This window comes from Timonella sp. A28 (assembly GCF_051200815.1).
In the GTDB taxonomy this organism is placed as follows: domain Bacteria; phylum Actinomycetota; class Actinomycetes; order Actinomycetales; family Cellulomonadaceae; genus Timonella.
In genome coordinates this window covers 1,006,769-1,031,529 of the sequence record NZ_CP195159.1, presented here as the reverse complement: position 1 = coordinate 1,031,529, position 24,761 = coordinate 1,006,769, and the positions used below count along the sequence as shown (strand labels likewise).

The 24,761-nt window shown below is 52.1% G+C and carries 22 protein-coding genes; 13 read left to right on the top strand and 9 right to left on the bottom strand.

All coding sequences use genetic code 11. The features are described from left to right. Window positions 1-20: 20 nt before the first annotated feature. From ACR9EC_RS04875 to ACR9EC_RS04865, 3 genes are read left to right on the top strand one after another with little or no spacing between them, the layout of a single operon-like run. Window positions 21-254 (top strand): FeoA family protein, encoded by a 234-nt coding sequence (locus tag ACR9EC_RS04875; protein ID WP_435300377.1) that lies wholly within the window; start codon window positions 21-23, stop codon window positions 252-254. Then, complete coding sequence (gene feoB / locus ACR9EC_RS04870) at window positions 251-2,215, top strand: ferrous iron transport protein B (RefSeq protein ID WP_435300376.1); 1,965 nt, start codon at window positions 251-253, stop codon at window positions 2,213-2,215. The genes ACR9EC_RS04875 and feoB overlap by 4 nt, the downstream gene beginning before the upstream one ends. Continuing rightward, entirely contained in the window at window positions 2,212-2,418 is a 207-nt protein-coding gene (locus tag ACR9EC_RS04865; protein WP_435300375.1) for a hypothetical protein, read from the top strand. The genes feoB and ACR9EC_RS04865 overlap by 4 nt, the downstream gene beginning before the upstream one ends. 19 nt (window positions 2,419-2,437) lie before the next feature. On the opposite strand, the gene ACR9EC_RS04860 is transcribed toward ACR9EC_RS04865, so the two are convergent. Next, complete coding sequence (locus tag ACR9EC_RS04860; protein WP_435300374.1) at window positions 2,438-4,870, bottom strand: phosphoketolase family protein; 2,433 nt, start codon at window positions 4,868-4,870, stop codon at window positions 2,438-2,440. A 229-nt stretch (window positions 4,871-5,099) separates the two neighbouring features. Here ACR9EC_RS04860 and ACR9EC_RS04855 point away from each other — a divergent pair, with 229 nt between their 5' ends. The 4 genes from ACR9EC_RS04855 (at window position 5,100) to ACR9EC_RS04840 (ending at window position 8,305) form a co-directional block, all read left to right on the top strand. Then, window positions 5,100-5,840 carry an alpha/beta hydrolase gene (locus ACR9EC_RS04855; RefSeq protein WP_435300373.1) on the top strand — a complete coding sequence of 247 codons (741 nt, stop codon included), beginning with the start codon at window positions 5,100-5,102 and terminating at the stop codon, window positions 5,838-5,840. An 11-nt stretch (window positions 5,841-5,851) separates the two neighbouring features. Then, window positions 5,852-6,253: a YchJ family protein gene (locus ACR9EC_RS04850; protein ID WP_435300372.1), complete on the top strand. Its 402-nt coding sequence runs from the start codon at window positions 5,852-5,854 to the stop codon at window positions 6,251-6,253. 186 nt (window positions 6,254-6,439) lie between these two features. After that, entirely contained in the window at window positions 6,440-7,468 is a 1,029-nt protein-coding gene (gene add, locus ACR9EC_RS04845) for an adenosine deaminase (RefSeq protein WP_435300371.1), read from the top strand. A gap of 183 nt (window positions 7,469-7,651) precedes the next feature. Beyond that, a complete protein-coding gene (locus ACR9EC_RS04840; protein WP_435300370.1) occupies window positions 7,652-8,305 on the top strand; it encodes a hypothetical protein in 654 nt (217 codons plus the stop codon). Between the two features lie 53 nt (window positions 8,306-8,358). Here the strand turns inward: ACR9EC_RS04840 and ACR9EC_RS04835 are convergent, their stop codons facing one another. Beyond that, window positions 8,359-9,033 carry an alpha/beta hydrolase gene (locus ACR9EC_RS04835; protein ID WP_435300369.1) on the bottom strand — a complete coding sequence of 225 codons (675 nt, stop codon included), beginning with the start codon at window positions 9,031-9,033 and terminating at the stop codon, window positions 8,359-8,361. 112 nt (window positions 9,034-9,145) lie between these two features. On the opposite strand from ACR9EC_RS04835, the gene ACR9EC_RS04830 reads away from it, so the two are divergent. The 3 genes from ACR9EC_RS04830 (at window position 9,146) to ACR9EC_RS04820 (ending at window position 11,004) form a co-directional block, all read left to right on the top strand. Further along, complete coding sequence (locus tag ACR9EC_RS04830; protein ID WP_435300368.1) at window positions 9,146-9,772, top strand: trimeric intracellular cation channel family protein; 627 nt, start codon at window positions 9,146-9,148, stop codon at window positions 9,770-9,772. 64 nt (window positions 9,773-9,836) lie between these two features. Next, a complete protein-coding gene (locus ACR9EC_RS04825) occupies window positions 9,837-10,445 on the top strand; it encodes a thymidine kinase (RefSeq protein WP_435300367.1) in 609 nt (202 codons plus the stop codon). 250 nt (window positions 10,446-10,695) lie between these two features. Further along, entirely contained in the window at window positions 10,696-11,004 is a 309-nt protein-coding gene (locus tag ACR9EC_RS04820; protein WP_435300366.1) for a hypothetical protein, read from the top strand. On the opposite strand, the gene ACR9EC_RS04815 is transcribed toward ACR9EC_RS04820, so the two are convergent. The 7 genes from ACR9EC_RS04815 to mqo form a co-directional block, all read right to left on the bottom strand. Further along, window positions 11,001-11,735 carry a response regulator gene (locus ACR9EC_RS04815; protein ID WP_435300365.1) on the bottom strand — a complete coding sequence of 245 codons (735 nt, stop codon included), beginning with the start codon at window positions 11,733-11,735 and terminating at the stop codon, window positions 11,001-11,003. The genes ACR9EC_RS04820 and ACR9EC_RS04815 overlap by 4 nt on opposite strands. A gap of 46 nt (window positions 11,736-11,781) precedes the next feature. Beyond that, window positions 11,782-14,295, bottom strand: coding sequence for an ATP-binding protein (locus ACR9EC_RS04810; protein ID WP_435300364.1), 2,514 nt, complete (start codon window positions 14,293-14,295; stop codon window positions 11,782-11,784). Window positions 14,296-14,362: 67 nt separating this feature from the next. Continuing rightward, window positions 14,363-14,980, bottom strand: coding sequence for a potassium-transporting ATPase subunit C (locus ACR9EC_RS04805; protein ID WP_435300363.1), 618 nt, complete (start codon window positions 14,978-14,980; stop codon window positions 14,363-14,365). A gap of 8 nt (window positions 14,981-14,988) precedes the next feature. Next, the gene (kdpB, locus tag ACR9EC_RS04800; protein WP_435300362.1) at window positions 14,989-17,145 is read right to left on the bottom strand and encodes a potassium-transporting ATPase subunit KdpB; all 2,157 of its coding nucleotides are present in this window, start codon (window positions 17,143-17,145) and stop codon (window positions 14,989-14,991) included. A 2-nt stretch (window positions 17,146-17,147) separates the two neighbouring features. Then, complete coding sequence (gene kdpA / locus ACR9EC_RS04795; RefSeq protein ID WP_435300361.1) at window positions 17,148-18,818, bottom strand: potassium-transporting ATPase subunit KdpA; 1,671 nt, start codon at window positions 18,816-18,818, stop codon at window positions 17,148-17,150. After that, window positions 18,815-18,907 carry a potassium-transporting ATPase subunit F gene (locus ACR9EC_RS04790; RefSeq protein WP_435300360.1) on the bottom strand — a complete coding sequence of 31 codons (93 nt, stop codon included), beginning with the start codon at window positions 18,905-18,907 and terminating at the stop codon, window positions 18,815-18,817. The genes kdpA and ACR9EC_RS04790 overlap by 4 nt, the downstream gene beginning before the upstream one ends. Before the next feature lie 295 nt (window positions 18,908-19,202). Continuing rightward, complete coding sequence (mqo, locus tag ACR9EC_RS04785; RefSeq protein WP_435300609.1) at window positions 19,203-20,639, bottom strand: malate dehydrogenase (quinone); 1,437 nt, start codon at window positions 20,637-20,639, stop codon at window positions 19,203-19,205. Between the two features lie 269 nt (window positions 20,640-20,908). Here mqo and ACR9EC_RS04780 point away from each other — a divergent pair, with 269 nt between their 5' ends. Genes ACR9EC_RS04780 through ACR9EC_RS04770 form a run of 3 tightly spaced genes read left to right on the top strand, consistent with a single transcriptional unit; the run spans window position 20,909 to window position 24,661 of the window. Then, window positions 20,909-22,756, top strand: a complete 1,848-nt coding sequence (locus ACR9EC_RS04780; RefSeq protein ID WP_435300359.1) for a metallophosphoesterase family protein — start codon at window positions 20,909-20,911, stop codon at window positions 22,754-22,756. Next, window positions 22,749-23,444, top strand: a complete 696-nt coding sequence (locus ACR9EC_RS04775) for a metal-dependent transcriptional regulator (RefSeq protein WP_435300358.1) — start codon at window positions 22,749-22,751, stop codon at window positions 23,442-23,444. Before ACR9EC_RS04780 ends, ACR9EC_RS04775 begins: the two co-directional genes overlap by 8 nt. Next, complete coding sequence (locus ACR9EC_RS04770; protein ID WP_435300357.1) at window positions 23,441-24,661, top strand: MFS transporter; 1,221 nt, start codon at window positions 23,441-23,443, stop codon at window positions 24,659-24,661. Before ACR9EC_RS04775 ends, ACR9EC_RS04770 begins: the two co-directional genes overlap by 4 nt. The last annotated feature ends 100 nt before the right edge of the window (window positions 24,662-24,761 follow it).

Sequence of the window (24,761 nt, the reverse complement as noted above, 5' to 3'; positions counted from 1 at the left end):
GTCTAACCTAATTTAAAAATGTGAATCTTGCGGACTGCCCACCGAGCACACACCTTGTTGTTACCGCAGTAACAGCAACACACGCTCACGCATTACGATACGCCGAACTGGGACTACACGTTGGTGCCCACCTCCACGTGCTGATGAGCCGCTGCGGAAACCGCCGAATCATCGCACTAGGAACAGAACGCATAGCAGTCGCACCCGAAGCCGCACGCACAATCACCGTCACACCCCATGTGGCTGCGTCATGACCACAACGCACAGCTCCACACACGACGTGCACTACCTAGACGCACTACAGAACGCGCCGCGAATAGCACTCATAGGCCGGCCAAACGCAGGAAAATCAACACTCTTCAATGCCCTAACTGGTGCCCACCAGAAAACCATGAATGTTCCACGGACCACCGTCAACATGGAAATAGGAACGTGGACCACAACACACGGCACCAGATACCACGTCATTGACACACCCGGAACATACTCCCTAGTCCCACAATCACCAGACGAAGAAGTCACCGCAGACACCGTACGCACACTCGTGCACAGACCGCACACACACGACCGCGCCATAGTCGTATTAGACGCCACCGCGCTGTCATCATCCCTCTACATACTCGCTCAAACCATGTCAGCAGGGATGCCAGTCATAGCGGCACTCACAAAAACAGACGCACACACCACCCCCATCAGCGCGCAAAAACTAGAACAGATCATAGGAGCACCCGTCGTCGAACTTAACCCCCGACGACGCCAAGGCCTCAACCAGCTCGACGACGCACTCGCCTCAACTATGCGTGCTCAACAGGCACAACACCCACTACCGCCCAACACTGCACCCGCACAAACCAGAACAGACCACCACGCAGAAGACACCCGACTACAGCGAGCGCATCAACTATTCACGTGGGTCAACGAAGTCATAGCGCAACTGGGGCACCACCCGAACGCCACCACTACCCGGTCAGACCGCATCGACTCATACCTACTCAAACCCCTCATCGGGATCCCGTTTTTCCTTGCGGTGCTGTGGGCTACATTGCAACTGACCACAACAGTTGCAGGCCCATTACAAGACTGGTTTGAACAACTCATCACAGGTCCCGTCACCCAGGCCACCACAGCACTTTTAACTTCAGTTCAAGCGCCGCAATGGGTGCACTCTCTCGTCGTCGATGGTGTGCTTTCCGGAGTGGGGACAGTCGTGAGTTTCCTACCACTCATGATGATCATCTTCACCCTCATACACCTGCTTGAAGATTCAGGGTACTTAGCACGCGTAGCTGTCATGGCAGATAAAGCGATGAACGCGATAGGGCTCGACGGGCGGGCCGTGCTTCCACTCGTCCTCGCTTTTGGCTGCAACATACCAGCATTAAGCGCCACAAAAACAATCCCACAAGCACCACAACGCGCACTGACAGGACTACTCATTCCGTTCGCGTCATGCACGGCACGCCTTGTCATTTACTTGTTGTTAGCGTCAGCTTTCTTCCCACAGCACGCTGGAACAGTTGTCTTTGGAATGTACCTTTTATCCACCACAATCATCGTTGCAGTGGCATGGACCGCAAACAAAATAGCGCCACAACGCATCACCCGCGAACCATTAGTTATTGTGCTGCCTCGATACCAAACCCCACTTCCCACCCCGCTGCTACACGCAGTGGGGCTCAAAACATTAGGGTTCATGAAACGAGCTGGAATTGTCATCGTTGTGTTGTCCATGGCTGTGTGGGCGCTCCTGAGCATCCCCACCCAACCGGATTACACATTCGCAGACGAAACCATGCCGCTCGAAACATCACTGTTCGGTTCAACAGCAAGCGCCATCGCACCAATATTTGAACCCGCAGGCTTTAACGACTGGCACGCCACCGCAGCGCTCATTACAGGATTCGTCGCTAAAGAAGCCGTCGTAGGGACCCTCGCAACAACATACGGAATAGACGAACCAGCCGACCCTACACAAGCACCCACACTCGATGAAAAACTACGAACAACATTCCAGCAGTCTTCCGGCGGCGAAGGAAACGCGGCAGCGCTCGCATACATGGTGTTCTGTTTGGTGTACACGCCATGCCTAGTGACAGTCGCGGAACAGCGCAGATTATTCGGCACCAGGTTTACCGTCGCTGCAGTGGGCGCCGCCCTTGTAGGAGGCTGGGTTTTAGCGGTTGTAGTATTCCAGATTGCGGCCGTGATCGCATGAGCCTACTACGCAAAAAAGAACGCATACCCGAACAGTCGGCCTCCACTTTTATCCTGCAGTCGCACCAACTACCAGACGACCTACGCGACATAATGGTCCGCGAAGGACTACTTCAAGACAACACACCAACAACGCGCACCCACCCGCAGATCTCGTGCGCCGGATGCTATTTTTCTACGCAATGTTCCGGTTCCTGCCCATAAACAGTGCACACATGCGCGGCTACTCGTTGTCACCACCAGTAGCAAGAGTCGATTCAACACGATTTTCTGACGCATAAGCCGCAGCATCAGGCCACACCCAGTCACGCACCTCTGGAATGTCTTGACCATGAGTGCGCGTATATTCACGTGCTTTGATGCGCGCATCCTGCATACGCTGCCGCAACCCCGCATAACGAGACCGCAACTGAGGGAGCCTATCAATCACATCAATGACGAGATGATAACGATCCAAATCATTAAGCATGACCATATCGAACGGCGTGGTCGTAGTGCCCTCTTCCTTATACCCACGCACGTGAATATTATCGTGACCATTACGGCGATACGTCAGCCGGTGAATCAGCCACGGATAACCGTGATAAGCAAAAATCACGGGCTTATCAGACGTGAAAATAGTGTCAAAGTCACGATCAGGCAAACCATGCGGATGCTCTTTCTCGTCCTGCAACCGCATCAAGTCAACAACATTAACTACTCGCACCTTCAACTCAGGCAATTCACGACGAAGAATATCCACCGCAGCAAGAACCTCTAACGTTGGCACATCCCCAGCCGCAGCCAACACGACATCAGGAGACTGGCCCGGCACTTCTGAACCAGCCCACGACCAAATACCCAACCCGCGCTCGCAGTGAGCTTTTGCCTGTTCAACAGTCAAGAAATTCGGTGCAGGCTGCTTACCAGACACCACGACGTTGACGTACTGCTTCGATTCGAGGCAATGCCGATATGTGAACAGCAACGAATTGGCGTCCGCTGGTAAATAGATGCGAACAACTTCCGCTTTCTTATTGACCACATGATCGATAAAACCTGGGTCTTGGTGTGAAAAACCGTTGTGGTCTTGCCGCCACACATGCGACGACAGCAAATAGTTGAGAGAAGCGATTGGTCTACGCCACGGAATGTGGTTAGTGACTTTCAGCCACTTCGCGTGCTGGTTAAACATGGAATCAACGATGTGAATGAACGCCTCATACGAGGTGAGCAACCCATGGCGTCCGGTCAACAAATATCCTTCCAGCCAGCCTTGGCATTGATGCTCAGACAACATTTCCATAACCCGACCGGCACGCGCTAAATGCTCATCAACGTCAGGGCCAAAAAACTGTGCGTTCCACTGCTTATCAGTGATGTCAAAAACACCTTGAAGACGATTAGATGCTGTTTCGTCCGGACCAAAAATCCTAAAGTTATCTGGGTTTAACCGGATGACCTCAGTGAGGTAAGACCCTAAAACTCGTGGGGCTTCCGTTAACCCAGAACCAGGGACGGGAACATCAACAGCAAAATCTTCAATCGGGGGAAGCCGCAACTCCTTCAGCAATAAGCCACCGTTTGCGTGCGGGTTAGCACTCATCCGCAAATCGCCTGGGGGAGTCAACGACACGATGTCATCGAATACTTTCCCGTTTTCGTCAAACAGTTCATCAGGCTTATACGACTCCAACCACGTACGTAAGTCGTGCAAATGCTCGTCAGTGTCTCGTGCACTAGCCAACGGAACCTGATGGGCACGCCACGAACCAGTCGTTTTCTTCCCGTCAATAACTGCCGGGCCAGTCCACCCCTTTGGCGTGCGAAAAACGATCATAGGCCACTGCGGGCGACTCGTGTCTCCCTGCGCACTACGAGCCTTAATCGCAGCGATGTCATCTAAAACCTCGTCGAGAAGCTGAGCGAAACGACGATGAATCGACAGTGAATCTTCGTCATCGTAGCCGCCTTCAAAAAAGTAAGGCTTATGGCCGTACCCAACCATGAGTGCTTCAAGTTCGTCATGGCTGATCCGATCCAACACCGTAGGATTCGCGATCTTGTATCCGTTCAAATGCAAAATCGGTAGCACCGTGCCATCTTGCGACGGGTTCACAAACTTATTCGAATGCCATGACGTTGCAAGCGGGCCAGTTTCTGCTTCGCCATCACCAACCACGGCAGCAACAAGCACATCCGGGTTATCAAAAATAGCGCCGTACGCATGCGACAGCGCATAGCCAAGTTCGCCACCCTCATGAATAGACCCGGGCGTTTCAGGTGCTACATGTGATGGAATCCCGCCGGGGAAAGAAAACTGCTTAAACAGTTTTTGCAGCCCTTGCGTATCACGAGTGATGTCCGAATACGTTTCAGAATATGTGCCATCAAGATAAGAGGCAGCGACCAAACCCGGCCCGCCATGACCCGGACCAGTCACATATATCGTGGACTGGCGACGCTCTTGAATAGCACGATTAAGGTGAGCATACAGAAAAGTAAGCCCAGGGGTCGTACCCCAGTGCCCAAGCAAACGCGGTTTCACATCGTCACGAGTCAACTCGGTGCGCAAAAGAGGATTGTTCAATAAATAAATCTGTCCAACAGACAAATAATTTGCGGCCCGCCACCAACGATCAATAATCGTGAGGGTTTCATCAGATAGGGACGACATAAAGCACACCTTCCTCAATTCACGTGACGGCAGTCACTATCGAATCTAGTCCAGTGTTTCTGTTCCCACTACAGCAAAACCAGCCGTGCCTCTCATCAGCGCACACGCCTATGCAGTACACAACCGATACACCAAACCGGCATACACTAAAAGAGATAAGTACAACGTGCGAAAGGCCCCCACCATGGCGCTCCTAAACTGCAGAATCTTCTCCGACACCCTCATGGAGATGACAACACTGACCGTGATCCTCCCAGAAACAGACCCACAAGCAACCCAACGGGTCACAGGAGAATCAGGAGCTGCAGCCTTACAACACACACCAGTGCTCTACCTACTGCATGGTCTTGACGGCGACGATTCTGTCTGGACACGACGCACCCTCATAGAACGGTACGCCTCAGAAAAAGGACTCGCAGTTGTTATGCCCAAAGTAGGGAGATCGTTCTACTGCGACGAACACACAGGGCAAAAATATTGGACATTCCTCACCGAAGAACTCCCCAACATGGTGGCACGCATGTTCAACGTTTCCACACGCCGCGAAGACACCTTCGTCGCTGGCCTATCCATGGGCGGATACGGCGCCTTCAAACTAGCATTACGACACCCACAACGTTTCGCTGCTGCCGCATCCCTTTCTGGCGCACTCAACGTAGCCGGATCAGACAGCTTCGATCGACTACGCGAAGAAGTTCCCCAAGTATGGGGTCCGCACGCCCCAGCAGGAACACACGACGACCTCATCAGTCTCCTGCGCACCCACACAGCAGAGTCGCTACCGCAGCTCTACCAAGCCTGCGGGACAGAAGACTTCCTCTACCAAGACAACCTCACATTCGCTAAAGAAGCACAAGCCCGCGGTATAAACCTTTACACAGACCTTGAAGGGCCAGGCAACCACGACTGGATGTATTGGGACACCAACATTAAAAAAGTACTTGATTGGCTGCCACTAGCCGAGCAGTAAGGAACCCCACCATGACACCTACACCAGCAGAAGAAGCACCCGAAGAATGCCCATGCGGGACTGGGCGCGCATACTCGCAATGCTGTGGAAAGTTTCATGAAGGTCAGGAACACCCTGCTAGCCCTGAAGAACTCATGCGATCGCGCTATAGTGCTTTCGCGCTCATGAAAGTAGAGTACTTGCGGTTTACTTGGGCGCCAGAAAACGTTCCCGTCCATCTCGCATTAGACCCGCAGCAGCAGTGGACACGGCTACGAATCATCGACGCCCCAGCGCCTACAGCAGACGAAGGCATCGTGCATTATCGAGCCCACTACAGGTATGGGCAACAACGAGATTTCCTCGAAGAGATTTCGCGGTTTCGTCGTCACGCAGGGCATTGGGTATACGTAGATGGAGAAATCCTCAGTTGATGCGTGTCTAGTGATAACAAGGGCCTAAGAAAAAGTCCCTGACAAGCAACAACGCGATATTCACCACGTCACGCGTTTAACCTTGCGTAACATGAAGCGCTCGCTGTTGAGCCCCTACACAGAGGGATATCGTTGATATGACGAAACCCGCCCCACGGGCCCAACACAACGAATGGACAGGTTCCCTTGCCACTTCCAACCGTTCCCACCGACGCGTTCCTCCTCAACCTCCCAAAAGCAGAACTTCACCTGCACGTTGAAGGAACACTCGAACCAGACCTTAAACTCACACTCGCAGCACGCAACAATATAGAACTCGACCAAAAAACAATCGAAGAAGTCGAAGCAAGCTACCAATTCAACGACCTTGCATCATTCCTTGCCGTCTACTACCCGGCAATGAACGTTCTACAAACCGAAGAAGACTTCTACGAACTCGCCATGGCGTACTTTAAACGTGCCGCAGCCAACGGTGTGAAACGCACGGAAATGTTCTTCGACCCACAAGCGCACACATCGCGCGGTGTACCTTTCGCGGACGTCGTCAACGGCTACTACCGTGCAACACAAGACGCAGCACAACTTGGTGTATCAGCTGAACTCATCATGTGCTTCCTGCGCGACTTCACAGCAGAATCCGCAGCAGAACACCTAGAACTGTCCATCCCATTCAAAGACAAAATTCTTGGGCTTGGCCTCGACTCAGACGAACGCAACAACCCACCAGCAAAATTTGCTGACGTGTTCGCCAAAGGCCGCGAACTAGGTTACAAACTGACGATGCACTGCGACATTGACCAGATCGGTTCAATCGAAAACATTCGTCAAGTCATCGAAGACATTCAAGTTGACCGGATTGACCACGGAACCAACATCGTCGAAAACCCAGACCTCATCACCGTAGTGAAAGAAAAAGGTTTAGGACTGACCTGCTGCCCAGTCTCAAACTCCTTTGTTACAGCAGACATGAAAGCAGCAGAAATCACCCAACTACTTCGCGACGGCGTCAAGGTCACCCTTAACTCCGACGACCCTGCCTACTTTGGCGGATACATCGGAAAAAACTACATCGATTACGCCGCAAAATCAGGTGTTTCAAGCGCCGAAATGGTTCAGATAGCTAAAAACTCTTTTGACGTCTGCTGGATCTCAGACGAACAAAAAGCACAGTACGCGGCCGAAATTGACGCGTACGTCGCAAACTTCCACGAGTAAATCTCTAGGCAGAAGTAGACAACAAAACAGTGTGGGTGGCACCTTGATGAGGCGCCACCCACACTGTTGCTACCGCACATCAATGTTGTCTAAGCTCCTAGATAATCTCTAGGGGACTAGACTAGGAGAAACACGCACACAACAGGGGATACATCCCATAGTTTGTTCCCCGAGGAGGCGATCATGAGCGAGACCGGATACGGTGACTTCGAATTTGAACGCCGTTTCTACGTGGAAGACCTACCAGACCTGGTTCTCGACGACCCCACCCCAACCCTCATCGTGCAAAACTACTACCTTGCACAAGACGGCTACGCGATCCGCGTCAGGGCGCAAGCCAGCGGGGTGAGACTCCTCCTAAACGGCACAGAAGATATCAACGCAATCCTTGAAGAATACGCTGAGCATTTCGACTTTTGTGCAATCACAGTTAAAGGGCCCATGAACTCGGGCACCCGATACGAAGCCGAACGTGAACTCGACATCACCATGGGGTTAAACCTGCTACAACGCGGTGACCACCGCATCATCAAAAACAGGTATGCGCTCTGGCTAGACACTGACGGCTGGGTAATCGACGTGTTCGGTGGAGAAAATAGTCCACTCGTCATCGCAGAAGTAGAACGCGGAAGCCCCGTAACCGACCTCACCATCCCCACATTCTGTGTTTCAGAAGTAACAGAAGACCGACGGTTCTCCAACGAAACTCTGTCTCGTGCGACCTTTGGGCAGTGGGTTGAAGAATACAGTGTGGAATTAGAAACCCTAGGCCCAACCTTCGTAGAGACCCTAGGAACCAACACATACACACCACGAGACGACAAGCCAATGTCGTGAAGTGTGTTCCGCGGCTAGACGCACACGGAACACACCACTAGTTGTGAGCGCAGTTATGCGTGCACAGAAGACAAAAATTGTTGATAACGGTCGTTCTCTTCAGTGAGTGCATACTCTAAAAAGTGCGCAATGTTAGCGAGTTCTGGCTCGCACACCGAATGTTGCATCCCGTTATAGACAACCTCAGTGAGTAAAGAACGCTCGTGAAGCCAATCAGAAGCATATTCAAAACGTTCCGTGGGAATGATCGGGTCGCGGTCGCCACGGCCAATAAAAATTGGTAACTGTGCCGACTTAAACTCTTCATCAGTGGGCAAATCCACTTCAGAAATAAACCCAGACATCATCACCCCAGCAATGAAGCGTTGCGGACGGGTCCGCAAAAGCTGCGACACCATTGCGCCCCCTTGAGAAAATCCCATAGGAACAAGCGGCGTCGCTGGATCCACGTGCTCATCAATCCAATCTAATGCTGCTTGTGTCGCAGCAACAACGTCTTCAGGCTGAGGCTGCCCAGGGGTAGGAGACGCAGGGAACCAAGCAAAACCACCCATGGCGGCGAGTGGTGCACGTACGGAAGCAGTCGCATACTCGTGCGGTAAGTACGGGGCGAGACCGGCAAGATCATTCTCATGAGACCCTAAACCGTGCATAAGCAGAATTAACGGTTTTGATCCAACAGGAGTGCGCGACCATACGGTGACATCGTTATTGATTGAAAGACTCATATCCACAACCTTAACGCTGTGCGAATGTGACTTAAGCAGAGAATGATCACATACAGAAATTTGTGGCGCTGCGTTTTGCTCGCACACCTATTTTTCCGGTAGATATAGCCTTATGAATTCTGGCGATATCGCGCTGCTCATCCTCGACTTGTTGGGGACGTTAGCGTTTGCTGTGAACGGTGCGATGACCGCAATAAAATTTGCGCGAGTAGACATCGTTGGGGTGTTATCCCTCGGTATGGTTACTGCGCTAGGTGGCGGATTCGTGCGAGATATTCTCATCGACTCACTACCACCCACAACATTCATGGACTGGCGATATCTCTTGACTGCCGCAGGCGGATCGCTTGTCGCGTTTTATCTCGGTAGTAAACTCGAACGGCTCTCAAAAACAATCAACCTTTTTGATGCAGTCGGGCTGTCCCTGTTTGCGGTTATTGGCACACTCAAGGGACTCGAATTCGGGTTAGGTCCCGTGCAATCAGCCATTCTTGGCGTCATTACGGCTGTAGGTGGCGGCACAATCCGCGACATTATGATGCAGCGCATACCCGCCGTACTGCATACGGAACTGTATGCTATTCCTGCCGCAGTGGCCGCAGGGCTCACCGCTGTCATAGTTGGTGCAGACCTTCCGCTCATTCCATGGGTGATTATCGCAGCCGCAATTTGCTTTGCGATTCGGATGGCTGGCCTTCACTTTGACCTGCACGCACCAAAACCGCGGCACACCCCCTAATTCTTTTCCACTTTTGTGGTGAAAGAACGCGCATAAACACCCCCGACAACGCCGGAGACATCACATGGCAAAGCTGTATTTCCGTTATGGAGCGATGAACAGCGGTAAAAGTACGTCGCTGCTGCAAGCTGCACATAACTATGAAGAACGCGGGCATGTGGTGCTGTTAGCTAAACCCGGTGTGGACTCAAAAGCCGGAGCGGCTATCTTGTCTCGGTTAGGTGTTGACCGTGAAGTCGACTATCTCTTAGCTGCCGACGAAGACGCATATGCTGCTTTTCAACATCACCGCGAAAAAGTGCAGACAGGTACAGGGCGTGACGTGTCGTGCCTACTGATCGACGAATCACAATTTTTGTCTGAAAGCCAAGTAAACGACCTGCTGCGCATCGCAGTGCTCGACGACATTCCCGTTATCTGTTACGGAATTCGTACAGACTTTCAAACCGCTGCTTTCCCCGGATCGCGGCGTTTGCTGGAAATCGCACACTCCCTTGAAGAACTCAAAACTATTTGCCGATGTGGACGAAAAGCGGTCTTTAACGCCCGTCGCATAGATGACACCTTTATTTTTGCTGGAGCGCAAGTGGCAATCGATGGGGTGGAAGTGACATATGAGTCGTTGTGTGCCACCTGCTATTTACGTGAATCTGGTGGGCACCTTAACTCATAATCCGCGGTTCATACTGGAGTAGGACGAATCCGACTTGTCTGTTTGCTAGGGTTTCAGCAGATTATGCTGTGCTTGCTGGACAACGAAGGGTATCGTCGTGCTGGCGAAAAAGGTATACACAACAGTAAGAAGCCGCACCCCTTTAGGGATTCTTTTGATAGTGGGTGTGGCCGCGGTCGCTGTTATTACAACAAGTTGTGCAACAAATCGAAACTGTGGGGTCGGGCATAAAAGCCCAGAGGAAGCTGCAGTGCAATTACTTGATGCTGTTGAAAGCGACAGTATCAAAATGGCATGCCCAGTGTTACCTGCAGGATCAACACAGAAACAGTTGCAACAAGAAATCGCCCACTACGCAGACACCGTGAAAACGGCAGGCGGAAAAGTTGCTTTCACCGTATCCGCGAACCCTCATAAAGCGGGTAAGGGACGGCACGTCGTGCAGATGAAAGCTAACGAGCACTCGTTAACCGTCGACATTCTGCAACGTGGAAACCGATACACAATTGTTCCAACAACATATGGCACTCTTACAAGGCCTCAAGAAGGAATCAGTTAAGCACCCTCGTCGTGTGTCATCACATGCTGAGGTACGAAACGGTAACCCATACCTGGTTCTGTAACAAAGAGCTGTGGGTGTGCAGGATCTAGTTCAAGTTTTTTCCGCAACTGAGACATGTAAAGCCGTAAATAGCCTGAATCGGTGGCACGGTCAGTGCCCCAAATTTCAGACAGCAACGTCTGACGAGTCACGAGCTTTCCCGAATGGCGAACCAAAATTTCGAGGATTTTCCATTCTGTGGGAGTCAGCCTAATCGGCAAATCAGAAGATGCTCCTTGACTATTCGACGCAGAACGAACGATTGTTTTCGCCGATAAATCGATCTTTACGTGCCCCACATCGATCACAGGTGCAGACTCAGCCTGATCTGGATGCGAGCGACGAACTAACGCCCGCACACGAGCAAGCAATTCATCAATCGCGAATGGTTTCGTAACATAATCGTCTGCGCCAGCATCAAGTGCCGCGACTTTGTCAGCTGAGTCTGTACGGCCAGAAACCACAAGAATAGGTGCAGAACTCCAACCTCGAACAGCTGTAATAACTTCAATGCCGTCAAGGTGAGGCATTCCCAAATCAATCATGAATAAATTGGGTTTATGCTCGATGGCTTTGTTGATGGCTTCACCGCCATCACGCGCAAAAACGACATCGTAGCCACGAGCAATTAACGTAATTCGCAATGCCCGCAAAATTTGAGGGTCATCGTCGGCAATCAAAATTTTCATGACAGGTTTTCTATATATGCGGGTTAGTGACACTAAAAGTGATGCGTTATTCCGAAAGTTCATTAAAACACTGCAAGGAGATCACCATAGTGACGCCACCACCTGGAGTGTCTTCGATATCAAGTGATCCACCCATTCCTTCAACAAAACCACGAGACAAAGCAAGACCCAAACCAAGACCAGTCGTGTTATCGACATCGCCCAAACGTTGGAAAGGAACAAAAACTTGGTTTTTCTTTTCAGGGGAGAGCCCTGGACCGTGATCAATAACGCGAATTTCTACCCGATCATGGATCCCACTCGTTGTCACACGAATAAGTGAACCGGCAGGGGAGTACCTTTTCGCATTCGTGAGCACATTAACCACAGCACGCTGCAACAAACTGCTGTCAGCGAGTACAGGAGAAATAGATTCGTCTAAATCTAGTGTCACGTCGGAAGGACCAAATTCAAGTTCGTCAAGAGCAGCGCCAATAACATCGTCTGCATCAACAGGGCGCACACTTAACGCCAAAACCCCCGCCTGTAGCCGCGTCGTATCAAGCAGATTCGTCACGAGATCCGTGAGGGTCGCTAAACTGACTTCGGCGGTATCCAACAATTCGTCTCTGTCGTTATCGTCCCATTCAACATCTCGACTGTTCAACGCCGTCACAGAAGCAACCGCGGCCGCCAACGGACGCCGTAAATCGTGGCTGACCGCAGATAGTAACGCTGAACGCACTTGGTCGTTGCGTTCAAGAGGCTTAATAGATTGGGCTGTTTCTTCAAGTTCTTGATGTTCAATGACCGCTTGAATTTGTACGATAATCGCTGACAGCATGCGCTGATTTGATGCTTCGAACTGCTGACCACGCAACACAAGCTCACAGCCATAACCGACATCGCACCGTTCAACAATAGGATCTGTAAAAGATGCAGGTTGAGGCTGGTCAGCATGCTCTGCAACAGAACTCACAACAATCTTTCCGTCGTTCAACAACTCCACCGACGACAAAGAAAAAGCTTCACGTGTTTGTGAAACAAGAGCAGTCAATGCATCGTCACCACGAAAAACGCTACCTGCAACAGCCGCCAAGAGTTCAGACTCGGCACGTGAACGACGAGCGATAGCTAAACGACGAGCCGCCAAGTCAACCACAAAAGACACCAACAGGGCGTTAATGATGTACAGCACCAACGCAAGGGCATGCAACGGATGACCAATTGAAACCGTGTAATACGGTTCAATAAAGAAGTAATCCAACGAAATACCAGACAGCACTGCAGCATAGAGCGCGGGCCAACGACCCCCAATAACAGCAACCAGAATCACTAATAACTGGTATGCCAAGACGTCACCGATAATTGATTCTGGGGAACGCAAAGACACTAACAGCGCCGTGAGTAAAGCCCCGCCCAACAGCGCAAAAACGAAACCTAAAGCGAGTCTTCGAGGCGACAAAATTGATGTGCGATGAGAACTAATAGGGCCTCGAGCTGACGCAGCCGCATGATTAACAATGTGTACGTCGATCCCGCCAGCAGCTTTAATGATGGCGTGGCCGATACCAGGACCGGTAAGGAACGATTGAACACGGTTCTTTCGAGTCAAACCAATAACTAACTGGGTGGCATTCAACCCGGAAGCGAACTCGACAAGCGCAGTAGGAATATCGTCACCAACAACTTGATGGAACGTTCCACCCAACGTGTCGACCAGAGAGCGTAATTGCGCGAGCACAGCAGAATTACTGCGCTGCAACCCGTCATTTTGGTTTACATGCACTGCATGCAACTCGCCACCAGCCGAACGTGCTGCGATGCGTGCACCACGACGCAGGAGAGTCTCGCCCTCAGGGCCGCCCGTTAACGCAACAACAACGCGTTCGCGTGCCTCCCAACGATGATCAATCTTATGATCGGCGCGATACGTTTTCAGAGCAGAGTCGACTTCGTCGGCAAGCCACAGCAGCGCAAGTTCACGTAAAGCAGTGAGGTTTCCTAACCGAAAATAGTTAGAGAGTGCTGCATCAATGCGTTCGGCAGGATAAACGTTTCCTTCAGAAAGTCGATCACGTAAGGCTTGTGGTGCGATGTCGACAAGCTCGATTTGATTGGCAGAACGCAACACTGTGTCAGGGACAGTTTCACGTTGTACGATGCCAGTTATTTGCTCAACAACATCGTTAAGCGACTCAATATGTTGAATATTTACGGTAGTAAGAACGTGAATGCCTGCATCAAGGAGTTCTTGAATGTCTTGCCAGCGTTTGCTGTTACGCGAACCGGGCACAGTTGAATGCGCAAATTCGTCAACGACAGCAATTTCAGGTGCCCGAGCGATCACCGCATCAACGTCAAGCTCTGAAAGTGTTAACCCCTCATGAATGTGCTCGGCGCACGGAACACGCTCAAGGCCGTCAATAAGTGAAGCAGTGGCATGACGTCCATGAGTTTCAACGAGCGCAATAACAACGTCATGGTTTTCGTGAGACAGCCGGTGCGCCTCTTCAAGCATGGCGAACGTTTTTCCAACACCCGGTGCGGCCCCAAGAAAAACACGTAACCGGCCTTGCATAGTGCACTCTCTTTCCTAACAGGAGGGCACACCTCACCTTGTGTGATGGTGCGCCCTCCCGTTGAGTTTAATCTGTTGAAGCTTGCAAAGCGTCAAGACGAGCATTTACACGAACAACATTGACTGGCATGTGCGAGACACCCCACGGCAGCCCTTGGATTTTCTCTTGTGCCGCAATATCGAGGATCTGCTCGGACGTGAGGTTGCGGGCCTTAGCTACACGATCAACCTGCACAAGAACCGAATCCCACGAGACGTGCGGGTCAAGACCAGACGCTGAAGCAGTTACCGCATCGGCGGGAACCTCAGAAACGGGTACATCGTTGGTGCGCGCAAATACTGCAGCACGATTTTCGATAGCGGTAAGTAACTCAGAAGAGTTGGGGCCTAAGTTTGAGCCACCTGACGCTAACGCATCATAACCATCACCGGCGGCTGACGGACGAGGCTCAAAATATTGCGCTAAAACCTGGCCCTGTGAGTCATGAAAACTTTGCGCTAACAGTTCTGAACCGCGCGTGGCACCCTGATCGTCTTTAATAAGCGACCCGTTAGCGTGATGACGCATGATGACCTGGCTGACGCCTGTCACAACAAGCGGGTAGACGATCCCTAAAACAACAAGTGCAGCAATGAGTGAACGAAACGCGACGGTAAAGAAACCTACTGAATGCGTACGAAACATGGGAACTCCTAAAACCCTGGAATGCAGGAGACAGCAAGATCGATGATCTTAATACCGATGAATGGTGCGATAAGGCCGCCCAAGCCGTACACGGTGAGGTTGTAAGCCAAGATTTGGCTCGCAGACCGTGGCTTATAGGAAGCCCCACGTAAAGCAACAGGAACCAAGAACACAATGATGATGGCGTTAAAAATGACTGCTGATGTGACAGCGGAAGCCGGTGAACTCAACCCCATAACGTTGAGCGCCTCGAGTCCTGGATATACGCCAACAAACATTGCTGGCACGATCGCAAAATATTTAGCGATGTCATTCGCGATAGAGAACGTGGTGAGCGCTCCACGCGTGATGAGGAGTTGCTTACCGATCCGAATGATTTCCAACAATTTGGTGGGGTCGGAATCAAGATCAACCATGTTTCCGGCTTCTTTAGCCGCAGAAGTACCAGAGTTCATTGCGACCCCAACATCTGCCTGCGCTAGTGCTGGAGCGTCGTTTGTGCCGTCTCCTGTCATAGCGACAAGACGACCGCCTTCTTGCTCACGTTTAATGTATTCAAACTTGTCTTCGGGTGTTGCTTCGGCGATAAAGTCGTCCACTCCTGCTTCAGCAGCGATAGCCGCAGCTGTTGTGGCATTATCGCCGGTGACCATGATTGTTTTGATGCCCATGGCACGCAGTTCAACGAAACGTTCTTTGAGGCCATCTTTTACGATGTCTTTCAGATGGATAACACCCAATAGTTGAGGTTTTTCTCCTACCCGGTTGTGTGCAACAACCAAGGGCGTTCCACCAAGGGAAGCAACTCGTTCCACTTCTGCATGTAATGCGAGAAGCATGTCATGCTCGATGTCGCTTTCCATGTCATCAAGCCATTTCAGGATGGAACTGGTTGCTCCTTTTCGGATGCTCACACCACTGGGAAGGTCCAACCCGGACATGCGTGTCGCTGCAGAAAACGGCACGATGGAATCTTGCGTGATTGTGTCAGCTGTGTGATAGTCCGCAAGAAGGTCAAGGATGGATTTTCCTTCAGGGGTTGGATCAGCCAACGACGCTAGTACGCATGCGTGTGCAAGTTCGTCGTAGTCGATTCCTGGAACAGGGACGACTTCGTATGCTCGCCTGTTGCCGTGCGTGATTGTTCCTGTTTTGTCGAGCAGGAGAGTGCTTACGTCACCGGCCGCTTCAACTGCGCGCCCAGATTTTGCAAGAACGTTTGCGTTGACGAGGCGATCCATACCCGCGATACCGATCGCTGAAAGCAGCGCGCCAATAGTTGTGGGGATGAGGCACACCAAAAGAGCAACCATAACCGCTAAAGAAACCCTTGATGCGTCATATGACGCGAGTGGGTTAAGGGTAAGAACCACGATCATGAAGATGATGGAAAGGCTTGCCAACAGAATCGATAGCGCGATTTCGTTGGGTGTTTTTTGGCGGTTTGCACCTTCGACGAGGCGGATCATTTTGTCAACAAATGTTTGGCCCGGGGCTGCCGTAATTTCCACGATGATGCGGTCGGACAGCACACGTGTTCCGCCAGTTACAGCGGAGTGGTCTGTGCCTGCTTCTCGAATAACTGGCGCTGATTCTCCAGTTATGGCTGATTCGTCAACGGATGCGAGACCCCAACGAACTTCACCGTCACCGGGAATGATTTCTCCGGCTTCTACATCTACGAGGTTCCCAATAGCAAGTTCTGCAGAAGGAACATTCTCCCACGTGAGAGTTGATGTGATTGGCTGGCCGGCAATGAGGTCAGGCTGTGAGGTGATGACTCGAGCGAGGGTTGTGGAGCGGGTTTTCTTGAGTGTTTCTGATTGTGCTTTACCGCGTCCTTGGGCGATTGCTTCAGCAAAGTTTGCGAAGTACACGGTTAACCACAGCCATAAAGCAATGATTGATGAGAAAGCAAGAGGTACAGGGCTGCCACCCGACGAGGCGGCAACGCCGGTAATGAGCTCAACGGCTGCAACTGCGGTGATCAGGAAAGCACCCAGTTCGACGATAAACATCACTGGGTTGTTGCGCATCACCCACGGGTTGAGCTTTACGAACGCTTCGCGTGCTGCCTGCCCTAATAGAGCGCGCCCTAATGGTTGTGGGGCAGCAGCTTCGGGTGTTGTCTGTTGTGGCGTCTGTTCAAGTGTTGTCTGCGCCATGGTTACAAGATTCCTTCGGCAAGAGGTCCAAGGGTAAGGACTGGGAAGAACGTTAGCGCGGAGATAAGAACTGCGACGCTAACAAATAAAGTCACGAATACGGGACTGGTGGTTGGTAATGTTCCTGCTGTTGTCGGCGTGTGACCTTCACGGGCGAGCGCTCCAGCGAGAGCTAAGACAAGGACAATGGGTAAGAACCTGCCTAGGAGCATGACAACGCCGAGGGCGCTATTGAGCCATGGTGTGTCTCCGGTAAGTCCAGCGAATGCGGAACCGTTGTTGTTGGCTGCTGACACGAATGCGTAGAGCACTTCGGATAGGCCGTGTGGGCCAGAGTTCAGCAGGGATGTGTTGAGGACCGTGTCCCGTGCTGCTGGTATCGCAAAAGATAGTGCTGTGCCGACGAGGACAAGCGTTGGCATGACCAGAACGTAGAGGCTGGCGTATTTCATGTGGGTTGGCCCCAACTTTTTGCCAATGTATTCGGGTGTTCGTCCGACGAGTAGCCCAGAGATGAACACAGCGATTATGGCGATGATAAGGATCGCGTAGAGGCCGGAACCTACCCCACCGGGGGAGATTTCGCCGAGCATCATGTTGACCATAGCCATCATGGAACCGAGCGATGACATGGAGTCATGCATCATATTGACGGCTCCAGTTGAGGTGGATGTGCTGGTGGTGCCAAACAGGGTGGACCCTAATATCCCGAAGCGCATTTCTTTGCCTTCGAGGGCGGCTCCAGCAAGTTGTGGTGCTTGATCGTTGCCGCGGGTTTCAATCCAGGACATGAGTGCGAAAGACGCGACGAATAGCGTTGTCATGACGGCAACGATGGTGAGGCCTTGACGGTGGGAGCCGACCATCCAACCGAAAGTGCGTGGTAGGGAGAATGGGATGGCTAGCATTAAGAAAATCTCGACGAGGTTTGTCCACACTGTCGGGTTTTCGAAGGGGTGTGCGGAGTTTGCGTTGAAGAATCCGCCACCGTTTGTGCCGAGGAGTTTGATTGCTTCTTGGCTTGCGACGGGGCCGCCGGGGATTGATTGGGTTCCACCGGATAGTGTGGTTACGGTGACTGGGTCGCTGAGGTTTTGGATGACTCCGCCTGCGACGAGCACGAATGCTGCAATAAAAGCGGCAGGCAACAGAATGCGTGTGGTGGCGCGGGTGACATCAACCCAAAAGTTGCCGATGGTGTGTGTTTTTGAAAATGCGAAGCCGCGTACGAGTGCGATGGCGACACTGATTCCTACTGCGGCGGACAAGAAGTTTTGCACGGTTAAACCAAGCATTTGAGCGCCGTGCCCTAATGTCTGCTCCGGTGAGTAGTTTTGCCAGTTCGTGTTGGTGACGAATGAGACGGCGGTGTTAAACGCGAGGAATGGTGGAACGTTTTCTTGCTGTGTGTTGAAGGGCAGGAATGCTTGCAGACGCAATATTCCGTATAGGGCAACAACTCCTAAAACCGAAAACGCAAGCACTGATCGTGCATACGCTTGCCAGGTTTGTTGTGAGCGTGCATCAATTTTGCACCAACGGTAGAGAGCTTTTTCGGCTGCTAGGTCACGCTGTGAGGTGAAGGTGCGCCCCATGTAATCTCCGAGCGGGCGATATGTTGCAACTAAAGCCGCGATGAGGAGAATGATTTGAACAATAAACAGTGCGGTCACAGGAACTTCTCCGGTTTCACCAAAGCGTAGATCAGATATACGAGTGCGGCGATGCCAGCACCTACGGCAAGAACGGAAAGAATAGTCACAACTTCTCACATCCTTTTATTGCCCAGTGCAGGGCAAGGAACGTGAGAACAATCAGACTGATGACGATAACGTCAGACACTGCGGTCTCCTAGAACGATGAACGTGTTCAATGAAATGAACATGTCTATTCCATGCGCTGCACAGCGCATTTTCCAGCGTCCTAACGGTTTCCATACGGTTCTTGGCACTGTCCTAACAGGTTCTTGTCAGGTGGTGTCATAACTGGTGGAAAAACAAAAAGGGTGGCCATGACGTTGTGTCATGGCCACCCTTGTGCGGTGTTGTGGTTCGTGCTTAGAACGCTTCAGGTGTGTGCGGTAGTTGCTCTGACGAGACGAGGTCGAGTTCGTCTGTCACGTCTGGAACTGAGAGTGACGGCATCATCACTTTGAGTTGTGGTTTCCAGTTATCGACGTGTTCAGGGAAGCAGGTTTCTAGCAGGGTGATCATTGCGGCAACGGCAGTAGAAGCGCCAGGGGAGGCACCTAGCAGGCCGGCAATGGAGCCGTCTTTCGCTGCTACGAGTTCTGTTCCAAACTCGAGAACACCGCCGCGGGAGCCAGGCTTAGTTTTCATTACCTGAACGCGTTGACCTGCGGTAATAAATTCCCAGTCTGCCGGGTTAGCGGTTGGCATGAATTCTTTTAGTGAGCGGAACTTGGATAGATCCGTTTTGGTGACCTCTTGCATAAGGTAGCGGGTGAGGTCCCAGTTGTCTTTTGCGACAGACAACATGGTCAAGATGTTTCCTGGACGAATCGACTTAATGAGGTCAATGTATGAGCCGGTTTTCAAAAACTTTGTTGAGAACCCTGCATAGGGGCCAAAAAGTAGGGAAGTTTGTCCGTCAACGACACGAGTGTCGAGGTGAGGGACCGACATTGGGGGAGACCCAACAGAAGCTTTCCCATACACTTTCGCATTATGTTGAGCCACAATGTCGGGGTTGGTGGTACGCATGAACACACCAGAGATGGGGAACCCGCCGTACCCTTTAATTTCTGGGATACCAGCTTTTTGCAGAAGTGGAAGAGCGCCACCACCAGCACCAACAAAAACAAACTTGGCTTGTACGGTCCGTTTAACAACGGGAGCGTTCCAATGCTTGTTAGCGACGTTGATGCGCCACGAACCGTCACGGTTTTGCTTAAGTCGGGTTACTTCGTGCTGTAAATGCAACTCAACGTCGTGCGCTGCAAGATAGTTGGTGAGGTTCTTGGTTAACCGACCAAAGTTAACGTCAGTGCCGTCTACTGCCCGGGTTGCCGCGATAGGTTCGTCGCCGTGACGATCCAATGTGAGTAGCGGCGCCCACTGTCCGATAACCTCAGGATCTTGAGAGAACTCAAGGTCAGCGAAGTTAGGGTCTTGAGTCAAGGCTTCCCAACGGCGACGCAAATAGTCGACATTTTCTCGACCATGCACAAAAGTCATGTGTGGAGTAGCCGAAAGGAACTCATCTTGATGTGGCATCAAATCGGATTCAATAAGGTGGTTCCAAAATTCGCGTGAAAGCTGGAACTGCTCATTGATTTTTACTGCTTTAGAGATGTTGATTGAACCATCAGGCATTTGTGGTGTGTAGTTGAGTTCGCACAACGCTGCGTGTCCAGTACCGGCATTGTTCCACGGGTTAGAACTTTCGAGCGCCACATCATCGAGCCGCTCAAACAATGCGATCTTCCACGTCGGTTCAAGTTGGCGTAAGAGCGCACCCAAGGTTGCGCTCATGATGCCACCACCGATGAGTACAGCGTCGTATGTAGAAAGATCAGGTGTATTCGTATGTGCCACGAACTCGATATTACGACTGCGATGCCAGCAACATGCGTGAAGTGACTAATCTCACCGCGCCCTAACAAGCAAGGGACTAGGGTCCCAAAAGAGCAGAATCTGAGAGGACATATCAAGGTTTACCTGTATAAGTGTCTCGCTCATAAGCCACAAGATGGCAGACTAGAACACGAGGAACCGCTAATAAGGAATGTGTTACATCCACTATGCCTAAAACCATGGGTGACAACGATCAAGAGCCCAAGACAACGCGACTTCGCGACATCTTCCGCACCGTTGTCGACGCATCCCGTCATGCCTTCGCACGAACCCAAAACCTACGGTTTGCGGTGTCTCGTTGGGCACGCTACCCACAAGACGGAACCACGCCACCCCGCCTCCTCCGCTACGTTCTCGTCGGCCTTGCCATAGTGATGGTCTCAACCGTATTCGGTGTTGTAACGGCGCGCGCTCAGGCGAACTTCGGTCCACACGATGCCACATATGAAGTGACCGTCAATTCCACAATCACAGTCGACGCCGGCCCACTAGGCACACTCGAAGTGGACTCCCCACTACCACTAGGATTAGGCGTTACCGCCGTCATCGGCGAAATACCCGCAAGCTTAACTTCGCTTTCACCAAACCAAAATCTTGGTGCACTCGTCCAAGACGTCGACAGCTACATGCAGTTCTTCGCAGCACCCGAAGAAACCCTCGACCTCGTCGCACACCTACTCATACAAGACGCAGTGCAACGAGCGCTCCTCGCCGCCGGAACATTAACTTTCCTGATCGGCGCAACAGCTTTTGTCCTCGGCCGCAGCAGACGAAAAGAACTGTCCTACCGTCTAGCTCGACGAACATGGCTTATCGCCAGCGCTTATGTGGCTTCAGTCGCGCTCATCACCGTAAGCGTCGTCCAATATGACAGCCACCATGTGCAAGGTGAACAAGGTCAAGTAGCAGCAGTGTTCGACGGCACAGCACTCCAAGGAGCACGCCTCACCGGACGACTAGCCGGAGTAATCGACGTATACGGTGCGCAACTCATTGGAGTCTACGAAGAAAACGAAAACTTCTACGCAACAGCTGACGCCGCACTACGCGACGCATTCGAAGCACGAACAGAAGCAGACAAAGAAATAGCCGCTCAACAGGCGCAATTTCTGCAAGAAAGCGACCCCACACACGACGACGAATACGTGACGATGCTTCTCGTCTCCGACCTGCACTGCAACGTTGGAATGTCACCGCTCATCACCACCGCAGCCCGCGCAACAGGAACATCAATCGTCGTCAACGGCGGTGACACCACCATCAACGGCACAGACATAGAACGCTTCTGCATGCAAAGCTTCGCCAACGCAGTGCCAGACGGCGCCGTCATGGTCCAAGCCGACGGAAACCACGACTCACAACTCACCGGTGAACAAGCAAAAGCCGCAGGCGTGATCGTTCTCGACGGAAAAATAAAAGAAGTCAAGGGAGTACGGTTCCTCGGTGACTCCGACCCACGAGAAACCCGCATAGGACAAGGGTCCACCCTCGTCAACGGAGAAACCTACGCACAAGCAGGAAGCAGGCTCACCGAAGTCGCCTGCGCGGCACAAAAAAGACCAGACATCCTACTCATTCACACTCCAGCAGTAGGAAACCCCGTCATGGAATCAGGCTGCGTCCCCTACCAAATATCAGGCCACTACCACAAACGAATCGGCCCAGTATATGCCGGACAAGGCGTACGCTACGGAAACTCCACAACCGCAGGAGCCATGGAAGGAAAAGCAAGCATCGGGCCACTCAACGGCACCGCCGAAATGACCGTGCTGCGCTACAACCCAGAAACACAATCAATCGTCGACATGCAAATCATTGCAGTCACACCAGACGCAACCGCTACAGTAGGGCCGCGCGTACGCTTCCCACACCCCGACGACGGCGCCCGCAGCGTACACATACTTGACGACGGACTGAAAGCACTCACCGTCATCCCGCCAACCCAGCAAGAGCAAGAACAAGAACCAGCACCAGAAACCGACACGACCAGCCCAGAAGAGGAGACACGTGAATAGTTCCCAACTGACACCTGTCGCGCAAGACTACATAAAGGTTGTGTGGAGTTTACAAGAATGGTCAGACCAGCCAGTCACCACAAAAGACCTTGCCGAGAGACTAGGCGTAGGCACCTCAACAGTGTCCGAAACCGTACGCCGCCTAGCCGCCCAAGGCCTCTTTGACCACAAACGCTACGGAACCATCAAACTCACAGACGAAGGACGCAGAAAAGCCCTCGAAATGGTGCGCCGTCACCGCCTCATCGAAACCTTTTTGGTTTCTGAACTTGGATACACCTGGGACGAAGTCCACGACGAAGCTGAAGTCCTTGAACATGCAGTCTCAGACCTCATGATTGAACGAATTGATGCGCGTCTTGGATACCCCACCAGAGACCCACACGGGGACCCAATCCCCTCAAAAGACTTAATAATTGCCGCACCAGAAGCCTTCACCCTCGCAGTACTCAACGAAGGCGCACACGGCACCGTCAGCCGGATCTCCGACGAAGACCCACGTGTTCTACGCTACTTCTCCGACCTAGGATTCGGCCTCGACGCAACAGTAAAAATCGTGCAACGAAACGAACCCGTTGGCGTGCTCGACATCGAATGGTCACCCGCACACACGCCACACGAAACACACACACTCACCTTAGGACTATTGGCGGCTGACGCTGTCTGGATTGTAGTTAAAAAACAGTGACATACCCTACGGCTGAAACGCCCTCCCTGCCCCCACACATCCAACGTTTCGCACTCCTCGCGCTCGCGTTAGGTGGATTCACCATCGGCACAACCGAATTTGCCACGATGGGAATCTTAACCAACATCGCAGACGGCCTCGACGTATCAATTCCTGCCGCCGGTCACACCATTACCGCATATGCGCTCGGCGTCGTTATTGGTGCGCCAATCATCGCAGTGCTAACCGCACGGGTCTCACGTAACGCTCTCGTCGCATGGCTCATGGGTGCGTATGCGGTCGCCAACCTTTTATCTGCACTGGCCCCCAACATTGAAATCCTTGTGCTCAGCCGCTTCTTCGCCGGGCTGCCACACGGTGTGTTCTTTGGCGTTGGCGCTGTGGTGGGAACCGCAATAGTCGGTTTCACCCGCCGAGGCTTCGCGATATCAATGATGTTGGGTGGACTAACAATCGCAAACATTATTGGTGTACCACTGTCATCATGGGCGGGCCAAAACTTAGGTTGGCAAGCAACATTCGTCATCGTCGGTGTCCTTGGAATGTGTGCGCTCGCTGCATTGCTGAAACTGATCCCTCCCGTACCTACCGCGCCGGATGCTAATCCTCGTCGGGAACTAGCAGCATTAAAAAACGGCAGGTTGTGGGCAATGTTCGCTGGAACAGCGGTCGGTTTTGGTGGAATGTTTGCCGTGTACTCATACGTCAAACCGCTTGTCATGTTTGAATCCGGTTATTCAGAATCGGCAGTCCCCTTCATTTTGGCGTTGTTCGGTATTGGCATGACTGCAGGGACGTTTTATGCAGGGAAACTCATGGATATCAACGTGGTGCGCACCGTAAAAACAGGGTTCGTGTTGACCTCACTGTCTTTGGTTTTCCTTGGTCTCGTAGAAGAAAACATGATTTTGGTGCTGTGCGCTCTATTTGCGGTTGGGTTCACCTCGCAACTACTTGCACTGCCCTTGCAAGGGCTACTCATGGACTTAAGCCCGGGTGCACCATCACTGGGTGCAGCTTTATGCCATTCCGCGTTAAACGCAGCCAACGCGAGCGGCGCTTTCTTTGGTGGTTTATTTATTGTGTGGGGGTTCGGATACACCTCACTTGCGTGGTTAGGGCTAGGGCTCACTGTAGGTGGGTTCATCATTGTGCTCGCGTTTTTACCGCGCACCCCAAAACACGACATCAACGCGCTACTCGAGCAGCCTGAATAAAGTCCAAGTATCAGTTGCAGGTGCTTTTCAGGTAGCGTCCACAAACAGCCTGTACTGTGGTGCACAGCGATGAGGGGTCATCACTACATGCGTGCGTCCT